Annotated in this window: 10 protein-coding genes; 7 read left to right on the top strand and 3 right to left on the bottom strand. The window is 71.0% G+C overall.

The genetic code is table 11. The features are described from left to right. Positions 1–30: 30 nt before the first annotated feature. Positions 31–507 (bottom strand): YbaK/EbsC family protein, encoded by a 477-nt coding sequence (locus ABZ860_RS05660; protein WP_357215542.1) that lies wholly within the window; start codon positions 505–507, stop codon positions 31–33. A 128-nt stretch (positions 508–635) separates the two neighbouring features. On the opposite strand from ABZ860_RS05660, the gene ABZ860_RS05655 reads away from it, so the two are divergent. Continuing rightward, positions 636–1,511 carry a L,D-transpeptidase family protein gene (locus ABZ860_RS05655; RefSeq protein WP_357215540.1) on the top strand — a complete coding sequence of 292 codons (876 nt, stop codon included), beginning with the start codon at positions 636–638 and terminating at the stop codon, positions 1,509–1,511. A 407-nt stretch (positions 1,512–1,918) separates the two neighbouring features. Next, entirely contained in the window at positions 1,919–2,356 is a 438-nt protein-coding gene (locus ABZ860_RS05650) for an SAV_6107 family HEPN domain-containing protein (RefSeq protein ID WP_357215538.1), read from the top strand. A gap of 153 nt (positions 2,357–2,509) precedes the next feature. Here the strand turns inward: ABZ860_RS05650 and ABZ860_RS05645 are convergent, their stop codons facing one another. Further along, positions 2,510–3,754, bottom strand: a complete 1,245-nt coding sequence (locus ABZ860_RS05645; protein WP_357215537.1) for an arginine deiminase — start codon at positions 3,752–3,754, stop codon at positions 2,510–2,512. 127 nt (positions 3,755–3,881) lie between these two features. Next, positions 3,882–4,376, bottom strand: coding sequence for a transcriptional regulator (locus ABZ860_RS05640; RefSeq protein WP_030508976.1), 495 nt, complete (start codon positions 4,374–4,376; stop codon positions 3,882–3,884). Positions 4,377–4,911: 535 nt separating this feature from the next. Between ABZ860_RS05640 and pyrR the strand changes: the two genes are divergently transcribed. The 5 genes from pyrR to carB are packed head-to-tail and all read left to right on the top strand — an operon-like array spanning position 4,912 to position 12,112. Next, complete coding sequence (gene pyrR, locus ABZ860_RS05635; RefSeq protein ID WP_357215534.1) at positions 4,912–5,469, top strand: bifunctional pyr operon transcriptional regulator/uracil phosphoribosyltransferase PyrR; 558 nt, start codon at positions 4,912–4,914, stop codon at positions 5,467–5,469. Continuing rightward, complete coding sequence (locus ABZ860_RS05630; protein WP_357215531.1) at positions 5,466–6,401, top strand: aspartate carbamoyltransferase catalytic subunit; 936 nt, start codon at positions 5,466–5,468, stop codon at positions 6,399–6,401. Before pyrR ends, ABZ860_RS05630 begins: the two co-directional genes overlap by 4 nt. Before the next feature lie 26 nt (positions 6,402–6,427). Next, positions 6,428–7,729 (top strand): dihydroorotase, encoded by a 1,302-nt coding sequence (locus ABZ860_RS05625; protein ID WP_357215528.1) that lies wholly within the window; start codon positions 6,428–6,430, stop codon positions 7,727–7,729. Further along, positions 7,726–8,841: a glutamine-hydrolyzing carbamoyl-phosphate synthase small subunit gene (carA, locus tag ABZ860_RS05620; protein ID WP_357215526.1), complete on the top strand. Its 1,116-nt coding sequence runs from the start codon at positions 7,726–7,728 to the stop codon at positions 8,839–8,841. Before ABZ860_RS05625 ends, carA begins: the two co-directional genes overlap by 4 nt. Next, a complete protein-coding gene (gene carB / locus ABZ860_RS05615) occupies positions 8,834–12,112 on the top strand; it encodes a carbamoyl-phosphate synthase large subunit (protein ID WP_357215523.1) in 3,279 nt (1,092 codons plus the stop codon). The genes carA and carB overlap by 8 nt, the downstream gene beginning before the upstream one ends. Positions 12,113–12,260 lie beyond the last annotated feature (148 nt).

The raw sequence follows: 12,260 nt of genomic DNA, 5'->3' as shown, positions 1-12,260 counted from the left end.
CAAAGCGCCGCCGGGCCGGTCCGGCAGGCGTCACTCCACCTCGGCGGCCGTGCCCCCGGTGATGCGCAGCAGCTCGTCGTAGGACGTGGGGAAGACGGTGTGGGGGTGCCCGGCGGCGGCCCACACGACCTCGTGCTTGCTCAGCCAGGTGTCCACCAGCGTCCGTACGGGCGCGGGATGCCCGACCGGGGCGACGCCGCCGATGGGCTGCCCGGTGTGCTCGCGGACGAACTCCGGCGTGGCCCGCCGCACCTTCGCCGCGCCGACGAGCCGCGCGATCAGCCCGGTGTCCACGCGGTGGGCGCCGCTGGTCAGCACCAGCAGCGGCGCGCCGTCCGCGTCGAAGATCAGGCTGTTGGCGATCGCGCCGACCTCGCAGCCTAGCTGGGCCGCCGCCGTGGCGGCCGTCGGGGCGGCGTCGTCCAGCACGACGACCTCGCCCGTCACCCGGCCGGCCCGCAGGGCCTCCTGAACTCGGACGACGTTCGGATGCAACTTTTCTGCCACCCGGTCACTCTAAACGGATTGCCAGGACATACGCGGCCGATTATGGCCACTTACGATCACGCGGCTCACAATCGGACCGTAAGGTGAGTCCTTTGATCGAAAAACGGGCTTATGAGGGGTTGGTCAGGATGAGGGGTCGACGGCGACTGCTCGTCGTGGTGGGGGCGGCGACGTTCGCGACCGCCTTCGCGGCGACCGGCGTGAGCGGCACGGCGCAGGCGCGCACCGCCGGGCAGACGTGGGCCGTGACGACGGGGACCGCGCTCCCGGCGCTTCCGGCGTCCTCGGCGCTCTCCGGGCTCCCGGCGCTCCCGGCGCGGAGCGCCGTCCCCGCGCGCGCCACCGGTTACCCGCCGTTCACCGCGCCGGGCAAGACGCTCAAGCTCGGCGCCAAGGGCTCCGCCGTGAAGGCGCTGCAGGCCCGGCTCAAGGAGCTCGGGTACATGCCCGGCAGCGTCGACGGCCGGTACGGCGGGGCCACCCTGACGGCGGTCTGGGCGTTCCAGAAGGTGCAGGGGATCACGCCGACCAGCACGGTCGCCGCCCGCACCTGGAGGGCGCTGGAGAACCCCCGGGCGCCCAAGGTCCTGGTGCCCAGGGGCAAGGCGACCCGCGTCGAGGTGAACCTGACCAAGCAGGTGATGGTTCTGTACCGGGGTGGCGCGCCGGTGCTGATCAGTCACATCTCCAGCGGCAGCGGCATTCCCTACACCGAGTACGCCACCTGGAACGGCAAGCGGCAGCGGTTCTCCGGCAGCGCCCGCACGCCGACCGGCGACTACAAGACCACCTGGCGGGCCAAGGGCTGGCACCGGTCCTACCTCGGGCAGCTCTACAACCCCATCTTCTTCAACGGTGGCATCGCGCTCCACGGCGCGCTGTCGGTGCCGCTCTACCCGGCGTCGCACGGCTGCGTGCGGCTGCCCATGAACGTGGCCGAGATCCTGCCGGGCATGCTCGGCAAGGGCGTTCCGGTGCACGTCAGGGGCGCCTTCAGGCGCTGATTCCATCCCCGGAGGGGCCCCGCGCGAGGTGGTCGCGCGGGGCCCCTTTCGTCGTCTCACCCTGCGCGTTTCGAACGCGGTCCTCGAACACGTATTCGTTGACAGCCTTGACAGGGGACATGATCGAATCTATGTTCGATGGAGTGGGCGTGGGACTCGCGGCTCGCGCCCACCCCGTTGGATTCGTGCCTTCGTCGTCGGCGGAGACGGATGCGGCACGGCCCGCGGCGTGGGCCGGACGGGGAGAGGGGAAGCTCCTCGTCCGGCCGCCCACGGGAGCCTGAGAAAGCGTCGGGCGATCTCGAGCGGTTCACGGGATCTCCCGGCCGGCGAAATTGTCGGTGCGATCTGCGACTGTGAAGTCACCGGCGACCTTCGCCGGAGTGCCACGACTCAAGGAGGCGGGCATGACTGAGGAGAACGACGAGCAGAAGAGCGGGCCCCGGCTCTCGCAGGCGGTTCTGGCACACCTCGCGGACGCCAGGGCATGCCTCGCGGACGCCACCGTCGGGCCCACCCCCGCGGACCGCTACGTGTCGGCCCACCTGGCGGCCCTCCGTGCGGCCGCCGGGATCCTCGCGGCCCGTCCGCGGCCGATGGACGGCCGCAGGCGGCGGCTGCGCAGCGCCTGGGAGCTGCTGCCGGAAGCGGAGCCCAAGCTCGCGGACTGGGCGGCCTACTTCGCGGTGAGCGCGACCAAGCGTGCGGCTGCCGAGGCCGGAATGGTCCGAGCCGTCACGCAGAACGACGCAGAGGAGATCATAGCGGAGGCGGACAGGTTCGTCGGCGAGGTCGAGTCGATCCTCGGCCTGCCCGGCCGCCCCACCCTGCCCATGGCCGGCTGACCTGCCTCCTCCGCCCATGGCCGGGTGGTCTGCGTATCCGCTCATGGCCGGGTGGTCTGCGTCTCCGTCCAGGGCCCCGGCTCGCCCGTCCGGCACGGCGGGGGCGTTCCTTTCCTCAGCCGATCCCGCGCAGGGCCCTCGCGACCGGGGTGATCAGACGTCGTCGCGCTCCAGCGGGCAGCTCATGCACCGCGGCCCGCCGCGTCCCCGGCCGAGCTCGCTGCCCCGGATCGTGATGACCTCGATGCCGTGCCTGCGCAGGTGGTTGTTGGTCGTGGTGTTGCGCTCGTAGGCCACGACCACGCCGGGTTCCAGCGCCAGCACGTTGCAGCCGTCGTCCCACTGCTCGCGCTCGGCCGCGTGCACGTCCTGCGTCGGCGTGAGGACCTTGATGTCGTCGAGGCCGAGGGCCCGCGCGATCGCCTTGTGCATGTCCTCCGGCGGGTGGTCGGTGACTTTCAGCTCCTTGTCGGTGTCGCCCGGCTCCACCGTGTACGACGGCAGCATGCCGAGCCCGGCGTACTTGGTGAACACGCCCACGTCGACGTTGGTCATCACGGTGTCGAGGTGCATGAACGCACGGGTCTTGGGCAGGTCGAGCGCCACGATGCGGGTCGCCGACCCCGCCCGGAACAGGTTGGTCGCCAGCATCTCCACGGCCTGTGGCTGGGTGCGCTCGCTCACCCCGACGAGCACGACGCCGTCGCCGAGGACCAGGACGTCGCCGCCCTCGATGGTGGCCGGGGCCATGCGCACGCCCTCGTACCAGACGTTGAACCCGCCGCCGCCGGGGTTGCCGTATCCGGCGGCGAACAGCGGGTGCCACCGGTAGACCGCCTCGTAGTTGACGGTCTCCCGCCTGCGCGCCTTCTTGCGCATCGCGTTGATCGACACCCCGTCGTACACCCAGCACGAGGTGTCGCGGGCGAACAGGTGGTTGGGCAGCGGCGGGAGGACGAAGTCGTCCATGCCGAGCGTGTGGAAGGCGATGGAGCCGGGGTCGCAGCCCAGTTCCATGATCTCGCGTTTGGTGATCCCGCCGGTCAGCAGCGGAGCGAGGGTGTCCGCGTCGAGGGAGTCGAGCGTGTTGCGGATCGCGTCGGCGGCCAGCGGGCCGAACCAGTGCTCGTCGACGCTGCCGTCGAGGATGTGCTTGCGCGCGTCGGGGATCTCGATCACCTCCCGCAGGAGGTCGCCGAGGTGGTGCACTTCGACGCCCCGCCCGGCGAGCACCTCGCACCACTCCCGGTGCTCCTCCAGCGCGCGGTGCACCCACAGCACGTCGTCGAACAGCAGGCCGTCCTTGTTGCCCGGGGTGAGCCGCTTGAGCGCGAGTTCGGGTATGTCGACCAGGACGCGGCGAAGCCTGCCCACCTCGGAGCCCACGTAAAACGTCATGTCCTGCCTATCCCCGCCTGGCGGGAATCACTCGTACCGGCGGCTCCCCGTTGCGGAGGCGCCGCCCGTGACTACGCCGGAGTGGGCGGACAGCGTCACGGGGAGCCGCGTACGGACAGGCGGGAGGTCAGAAGGACTCGACGGCGCGGCGGGCCTCCGCGTCGAGCACGCCCCAGTGGATGAACTCCTCGGTCAGCTCGACCGGCGACTTGTCGTAGATGACCGCGAGCGAGCGCAGGTCCTCCTGCCGGATGGACAGCACCTTGCCGTTGTAGTCGCCCCGCTGGCTCTGAATGGTGGCGGCGTAACGGGCGAGCGGGCCGGCCTTGTCCTTCGGCAACTGCGACAGCCGCTCCAGGTCGATGACCAGCTTGGGAGCGGGCGCAAGCGGGCTGGGGGCGGCTCCGCCCGGAAGAAGCTCCGACACCGGCACTCCGTAGAAATCCGCGAGCTCGGCAAGCTTCTGCACGGTCACCGCGCGGTCGCCCCGCTCGTAGGAGCCCACGACGACGGCCTTCCACCGTCCGCGGGACTTCTCTTCCACACCGTGCAGGGACAGCCCCTGCTGGGTCCGGATGGCGCGCAGGCGCGCGCCCAGCGACTTGGCGTAGTCAGACGGCATTGTGTGGCCCCCGGCTTTCTATGTCTCTTCTCACTTGATTGTGCGTCCTTGTCCCAAGCGTTCCGAACACCGGGGCTGGTGCCCGTGACCGGCACCTTCGGTGACCGCTGCGTCGGGTTTTACCCAGGAAGGTCGCGTGTTGTGGTTACGGACAGTGACGGTAAAGCCGACACTCCCAAAGGTCAAGCTGATTGGAAAAAAGAGCGTCAAACAGTGCTCTCACCGAAATCACCGACACCCGGTGCGATGCGGCTTCCGATCCCCGGCACGTCCCTCGCCCGTCCCCCCGGAACGTCCCCTCAACGTCCCCTCAACGTCCCCTCGACGTCCTCGGACCGTCCTCTCGGCGTCACGGAAGGTTTCCAAGGTCACCTGGCAGGTCCCCGGCACCTCCTCGTCACGCCGAGGGCGAACACCCTTGCGAGGGGCATCACCCCTGGCGGGAGGGGGGTTCGCAGACGGTCCTGATACTCTAAGCAGAACCGACACCCTTTTAAGACCCGTCCTGTGAGGCGGGAAAGGCGGTGACTTTTTCATGTCTGATGCCCGAAATCAGGCCCGCGCCGTCCTGGAGGGGCCCGACATCCACCGGGCGCTCACCCGGATCGCGCACGAGATCCTCGAACGCACCAGGGGTGCGGAGAGCGTCGTCCTGCTCGGCATCCCCACCCGCGGCGCCACCCTGGCACACCGGATCGCCGGGCGCATCGCGCAGTTCGAGGGAGTCAAGGTCCCCGTCGGCGCCATCGACGTCACGATGTACCGCGACGACCTGCGCCTGCGGCCCGCGCGCCCGCTCGGCCGCACCGAACTGCCCCCGGACGGCGTGGACGGCAGGACCGTCGTCCTCGTGGACGACGTCCTCTACTCCGGCCGCACCGTGCGCGCCGCGCTCGACGCGCTGAACGACGTGGGCAGGCCCAGGGCCGTGCAGCTCGCCACGCTCGTCGACCGGGGCCACAGGGAGCTGCCGATCCGCGCCGACTACGTCGGCAAGAACCTGCCGACCTCCAAGAGCGAGAAGGTCAAGGTCTTCCTGGAGGAGACGGACGGGCGCGACGCGGTCGTGCTCATCAAGGAGGACGACCGATGAAGCAGCACCTGATCTCGACCGGCGACCTCACCCGCGACGACGCGCTCCTCATCCTCGACACGGCCGAGGAGCTGGCGCGGGTCTCGCAGCGGTCCATCAAGAAGCTGCCGACGCTGCGCGGCCGCACGGTGGTGAACCTCTTCTTCGAGGACTCCACCCGGACCCGCATCTCCTTCGAAGCCGCGGCCAAGCGCCTGTCGGCCGATGTGATCAACTTCTCGGCCAAGGGGTCGAGCGTGTCCAAGGGCGAGTCGCTGAAGGACACCGCGCTCACTCTGGAGGCCATGGGCGCCGACGCCGTGGTGATCCGGCACAGCGCCTCGGGCGCGCCGCACCGCCTGGCCACCTGGGTGCGCGGCAGCGTGGTCAACGCCGGGGACGGCACCCACGAGCACCCCACCCAGGCGCTGCTCGACGCCTTCAGCATCCGGCGCCGGCTGGGCCGCCTGGAGGGCCTGAAGATCGCCGTCGTGGGCGACGTGCTGCACAGCCGGGTCGCCCGGTCCAACGTGCTGCTGCTGCACACGCTCGGCGCGGAGGTGACGCTGGTCGCGCCGCCGACCCTGCTGCCGGTGGCGGTCGAGACCTGGCCGTGCCAGGTCTCCTACGACCTCGACGCCGTGCTGCCGAAGTCGGACGTCGTGATGATGCTGCGGGTCCAGCTGGAGCGGATGAACGCGGCCTACTTCCCCTCGGCGCGGGAGTACAGCCGCCGCTACGGACTCGACCGCGACCGCTTCGCCCGCCTGCACGACGACGCCATCGTCATGCACCCCGGCCCGATGAACCGTGGCATGGAGATCTCCGCGGAGGTCGCCGACTCGCCGCGCTCGACGATCGTCGAGCAGGTCGCCAACGGCGTGACGGTCCGGATGGCCGTCCTCTACCTGCTGCTCGGCGGTTCCGAGCCCGCGATCGGAGGCGCCGAATGAGCACGTACGACCTTCACGAGGGGACTGTGACCACCATCCTCATCAGGGGCGCCCGGATCCTGGGCGGCGCCCCGAGCGACATCCTGCTGCGCGACGGCGTCGTGGCGGAGACCGGCGCCCTCGCGGGTGCGAAGGCCGACCAGACGGTCGACGCCGACGGGCTGGTCGCCCTGCCCGGCCTTGTGGACCTGCACACCCACCTGCGCGAGCCCGGCCGGGAGGACGCCGAGACGGTCGAGACCGGCACCCAGGCCGCGGCGCGGGGCGGGTACACCGCCGTCCACGCGATGGCCAACACCTCCCCGGTCGCCGACACCGCCGGAGTGGTGGAGCAGGTCTGGCGGCTCGGTCAGGAGTACGGCCACTGCGACGTGCAGCCCGTGGGCGCGGTGACCTCCGGCCTCGAGGGCCGCCAGCTGGCCGAGCTCGGCGCGATGGCCGACTCCGCGGCCCGCGTGCGGGTCTTCTCCGACGACGGCAAGTGCGTGTCCGACGCCGTGCTGATGCGCCGGGCGCTGGAGTACGTCAAGGCGTTCGACGGCGTCGTCGCCCAGCACGCCCAGGAGCCCAGGCTGACCGAGGGCGCCCAGCTCAACGAGGGCGAGGTGTCGGCCAGGCTCGGCCTGACCGGCTGGCCGGCGGTCGCCGAGGAGGCGATCATCGCGCGCGACTGCCTGCTCGCCGCGCACGTCGGCTCCCGGCTGCACGTCTGCCACGTCTCCACCGCGGGCTCCGTCGAGATCATCCGCTGGGCCAAGTCGAAGGGCTGGGACGTGACCGCCGAGGTCACCCCCCACCACCTGCTGCTGACCGACTCCAGCGCGGAGAGGTCGCCGCTCGGGCCGTACAACCCGATCTACAAGGTGAACCCGCCGCTGCGCACCGCCGACGACGTGCGGGCGCTGCGCGAGGCGCTGGCCGACGGCACGATCGACTGCGTGGCCACCGACCACGCGCCCCACCCGGTCGAGGACAAGGAGACCGAGTGGGCCGCCGCGGCCATGGGCATGATCGGCCTGGAGACGGCCCTGTCCGTGGTCCAGGAGGCCATGGTCGAGACCGGGCTGCTCGACTGGGCCGGCGTCGCCGACCGCATGTCCGTGCGGCCGGCCAGGATCGGCCGCCTGGCCGGTCACGGCCGCGCGGTCGAGCCCGGCGCCCCCGGCAACATCACGCTGTACGACCCGTCGGTCCGGCAGCCGGTCGACCCTGCCGCGATGGCGTCGAAGAGCCGTAACACCCCCTACGAGGGGCTGACCCTGCCCGGCCGCGTCGTCGCGACGTTCCTGCGCGGCCGTCCCACCGTTCTCGAAGGGAAGCTCGTATGACAGCCCTGCTCGTGCTCGAGGACGGACGCGTCTTCGAGGGAACGCCGTATGGCGCCGTGGGCGAGACGTTCGGCGAGATGGTCTTCAACACCGGCATGACCGGCTACCAGGAGACGCTCACCGACCCCTCCTACCACCGTCAGATCGTCGCGATGACCGCCCCGCACATCGGCAACACCGGTGTCAACGACGAGGATCCCGAGTCCCGCAGGGTCTGGGTCGCGGGCTACGTGGTGCGCGAGCCGTCCCGGATCCCGTCGAACTGGCGCTCCCGCAGGACCCTCGACGACTACCTGCGCGACCAGGGCGTGGTCGGCATCGCGATGCCCGGCACCCGCGCCCTCACCCGTCACCTGCGCGAGCGCGGCGCGATGCGCGCGGGCATCTTCAGCGAGGGCGGCGAGATCGCCGACCTGGTCGAGCGGGTGCGGCGCTCGCCCGGCATGGAGGGCGCCGACCTGGCCCGCGAGGTCAGCACGGTCGAGCCGTACGTCGTGCCGGCGGCCGGGCGCAAGCGCTTCACCGTCGCCGCGGTCGACCTCGGCATCAAGGCCATGACCCCGCAGCGGATGTCCGAGCGGGGCTGCGAGGTGCACGTGCTGCCCGCGACCGCCAAGGCGGCCGACATCCTCGCCCTCGACCCCGACGGCGTCTTCTTCTCCAACGGCCCCGGCGACCCCGCCGCGGCCGGGTACGCGGTCGAGTCGCTGCGCGAGGTGCTGGACGAGAGCGTGCCGTTCTTCGGCATCTGCTTCGGCAACCAGATCCTCGGCCGGGCGCTCGGCCTCGGCACCTACAAGCTGCGGTACGGCCACCGCGGGGTGAACCAGCCGGTGCAGGACCGCAGGACCGGCAAGGTCGAGATCTCCGCGCACAACCACGGCTTCGCCGTGCGGGCGCCGCTCGACGGGCCCTTCGAGACCCCGTACGGCGCGGCCGAGGTGAGCCACGTCAACCTCAACGACGACTGCGTGGAGGGGCTGCGCCTGCTGGACCGTCCCGCGTTCAGCGTGCAGTACCACCCCGAGGCGGCCGCGGGCCCGCACGACGCCGCCTACCTGTTCGACGAGTTCTGCGAGCTGATGGAGAAGAAGGGGGCCAAGGGTGCCTAAGCGTACGGACATCAGGTCCGTCATGGTGATCGGCTCCGGCCCGATCGTCATCGGACAGGCGTGCGAGTTCGACTACTCCGGCACCCAGGCCTGCCGCGTCCTACGCAGCGAGGGCTTCCGGGTCATCCTGGTCAACAGCAACCCCGCAACGATCATGACGGACCCGGAGTTCGCCGACGCCACCTACGTCGAGCCGATCACGCCGGACATCGTCGAGAAGATCATCGCCAAGGAGCGGCCCGACGCGCTGCTGCCCACGCTGGGCGGCCAGACGGCGCTCAACACCGCCGTGGCACTGCACGAGGCGGGCGTGCTCGACAAGTACGGCGTCGAGCTGATCGGCGCCGACATCGACGCCATCCAGGCGGGGGAGAACCGCGAGCGGTTCAAGGAGATCGTCGCCAAGGTCGCCGCCGAGCACGGCCTCAACGCCGAGTCGGCGCGCAGCGTGATCTGCCACACCATGGACGAGTGCCTGCGCGCGGCCGGCGAGCTGGGCTACCCGCTCGTCGTCCGCCCGAGCTTCACCATGGGCGGCGCGGGCTCCGGCTTCGCCCACGACGAGCAGGAGCTGCGCCGCATCGCCGGCGCCGGCCTCGACGCGTCCCCGACCACCGAGGTGCTCCTTGAGGAGTCCATCCTCGGCTGGAAGGAGTACGAGCTGGAGGTCATGCGGGACCGCAACGACAACGTGGTCATCGTGTGCTCCATCGAGAACATCGACCCGATGGGCGTCCACACCGGCGACAGCGTGACCGTGGCGCCCGCGCTGACGCTGACCGACCGCGAGTACCAGAACATGCGCGACGTCGCGATCGCGGTCATCCGCGAGGTCGGCGTCGACACCGGCGGCTGCAACATCCAGTTCGCGGTCGACCCGGCGACCGGCCGGATGATCGTCATCGAGATGAACCCGCGCGTGTCGCGGTCGTCGGCGCTGGCGTCCAAGGCCACCGGCTTCCCGATCGCCAAGATCGCCGCCAAGCTCGCCATCGGCTACAGCCTCGACGAGATCCCCAACGACATCACCAAGGAGACCCCGGCGTCGTTCGAGCCGTCGCTCGACTACATCGTGGTCAAGGTGCCGAGGTTCGCGTTCGAGAAGTTCGCCGGGGCCGACCAGACGCTGACCACGCACATGAAGTCGGTCGGCGAGGCGATGGCCATCGGCCGCTCCTTCCCCGAGGCGCTGCAGAAGGCGCTGCGGTCGCTGGAGAAGAAGGGATCGTCGTTCAGCTGGGCGGGCGAGCCCGGCGACCTGGACGAGCTCCTGGAGGCCTGCCGCAAGCCCCACGACGGGCGGTTGCGCACCATGCAGCAGGCGATCAGGGCGGGCGCGACCCCCGAGCAGGTCCACGAGGCCACCTCGGTGGACCCGTGGTTCGTCGACCAGCTCTTCGCGATCGACGAGGTCGCCCGGTCGATCACCGCGCTCGACCGGCCCACCGTCGAGCTGGCCAAGCGGCACGGCTTCAGCGACGCGCAGATCGCCGAGATCCTGGGCGTGCCGGAGCCCGAGGTGCGGGCCAAGCGCCACGAGTTCGGCCTCCGGCCCGTCTACAACACCGTGGACACCTGCGCCGCGGAGTTCGCCGCGCGCACGCCGTACCTCTACTCCACCTACGACGAGGAGAACGAGGTGCCGGTGGGGGACCGGCCCAAGGTGATCATCCTGGGCAGCGGGCCCAACCGCATCGGCCAGGGCATCGAGTTCGACTACGCCTGCGTGCACGCGTCGTTCGAGCTGGCCAAGGCCGGCTACGAGACCGTGATGGTCAACTGCAACCCCGAGACCGTCTCGACCGACTACGACACCTCCGACCGGCTCTACTTCGAGCCGCTCACGCTGGAGGACGTCCTGGAGGTCGTGCACGCCGAGCAGGAGACCGGGCCGGTCGTCGGCGTCATCGTGCAGCTCGGCGGCCAGACGCCGCTCGGGCTCGCCCAGGCGCTCAAGGACGCGGGGGTGCCCGTGGTCGGCACCTCGCCCGAGTCGATCCACCTCGCCGAGGACCGGGGCGCGTTCGGGCAGGTCCTCGCCGAGGCCGGGCTGCCCGCGCCCAGGCACGGCACCGCGATGACCGTGGAGGAGGCGCGGGCGGTCGCCGAGGAGATCGGCTACCCGGTGCTCGTGCGGCCGTCGTACGTGCTCGGCGGCGCCGGCATGGCCATCGTGTACGACGAGGACACCCTCGGGGCGTACATGGAGAAGGCCGCCTCCGAGCACCCCGTGCTGATCGACCGGTTCCTCGACGACGCCATCGAGATCGACGTGGACGCGCTGTTCGACGGCGAGGAGCTGTACCTCGGCGGCGTCATGGAGCACATCGAGGAGGCCGGCATCCACTCCGGCGACTCGGCGTGCGCGCTGCCGCCGATCACGCTGGGCGGCTTCGACATCAAGCGGATCCGCGCGGCCACCGAGGCGATCGCCCGCGGCGTGGGCGTGCGCGGCCTGCTGAACGTCCAGTACGCGATGGCCGCCAACGTGCTGTACGTCCTGGAGGCCAACCCCAGGGCGAGCCGTACGGTGCCGTTCGTGTCCAAGGCCACGGCGGTGCCGCTGGCCAAGGCGGCGGCGCGGCTGATGCTGGGCGCGACGATCGCCGAGCTGCGCGCCGAGGGCATGCTGCCGGCCGACTACGACGGCGGCACGCTGCCGCTGGACGCGCCGGTCGCGGTCAAGGAGGCGGTGCTGCCGTTCAACCGGTTCCGCGGCGTGGACATCGTCCTCGGGCCGGAGATGCGCTCGACCGGCGAGGTCATGGGCATCGACGAGTTCTTCGGCACGGCCTTCGCCAAGTCGCAGTCGGCGGCCTACGGCGCGCTGCCGACCAAGGGACGGGCGTTCGTCTCGGTCGCCAACAAGGACAAGCGGGCCATGATCTTCCCCGTGAAGGCGCTCGCGGACCTCGGCTTCGAGATCCTGGCCACGGAGGGCACCGCCGAGGTGCTGCGCCGCAACGGCGTACACGCCAAGATCGTGCGCAAGCACAGCGACGGCACGGGTCCCGACGGCGAGCCGACGATCGTGCGGCGCATCCTCGACGGGGAGGTGGACCTCATCGTGAACACCCCGTTCGGCAGCCCGGGCCAGGGCGGGCCGCGCCTGGACGGGTACGAGATCCGCACCGCCGCCGTCAACCGCGGCATCGCCTGCATCACGACCGTCCAGGGTCTGGCGGCCGCCGTGCAGGGCATCCAGCACATCGTCAGGGGCGACATCGACGTGCGTTCCCTCCAGGAACACGCCAGGAGGCTGCGAGACTAGCCCCGGGCCAGTGAGCGCCCTCCGCCGGCCCGGGTGGGTCGGCCCTGGGACTGCGGAGGGCGCGCCGGCGGTCTGGACTGAGGAGCGAGGGGAGCGAGGTACGAGCGACCCGGAGTGACGAGGGAAGACGTCGGCTCAGGCGCCCGAG

The organism is Microbispora sp. NPDC046973 (genome assembly GCF_040644495.1).
In the GTDB taxonomy this organism is placed as follows: Bacteria; Actinomycetota; Actinomycetes; order Streptosporangiales; family Streptosporangiaceae; genus Microbispora.
This window is presented reverse-complemented; position numbering and strand designations above follow the sequence as displayed.

Excerpts from the sequence above, each read along its gene's own strand:
- ABZ860_RS05630 (WP_357215531.1), top strand. The coding sequence starts at position 5,466 with ATGAAGCAGCACCTGATCTCGACCGGCGACCTCACCCGCGACGACGCG.
- carA (WP_357215526.1), top strand. The coding sequence starts at position 7,726 with ATGACAGCCCTGCTCGTGCTCGAGGACGGACGCGTCTTCGAGGGAACG.
- ABZ860_RS05650 (WP_357215538.1), top strand. The coding sequence starts at position 1,919 with ATGACTGAGGAGAACGACGAGCAGAAGAGCGGGCCCCGGCTCTCGCAG.
- ABZ860_RS05640 (WP_030508976.1), bottom strand. The coding sequence starts at position 4,376 with ATGCCGTCTGACTACGCCAAGTCGCTGGGCGCGCGCCTGCGCGCCATC.
- pyrR (WP_357215534.1), top strand. The coding sequence starts at position 4,912 with ATGTCTGATGCCCGAAATCAGGCCCGCGCCGTCCTGGAGGGGCCCGAC.
- ABZ860_RS05645 (WP_357215537.1), bottom strand. The coding sequence starts at position 3,754 with ATGACGTTTTACGTGGGCTCCGAGGTGGGCAGGCTTCGCCGCGTCCTG.
- ABZ860_RS05655 (WP_357215540.1), top strand. The coding sequence starts at position 636 with ATGAGGGGTCGACGGCGACTGCTCGTCGTGGTGGGGGCGGCGACGTTC.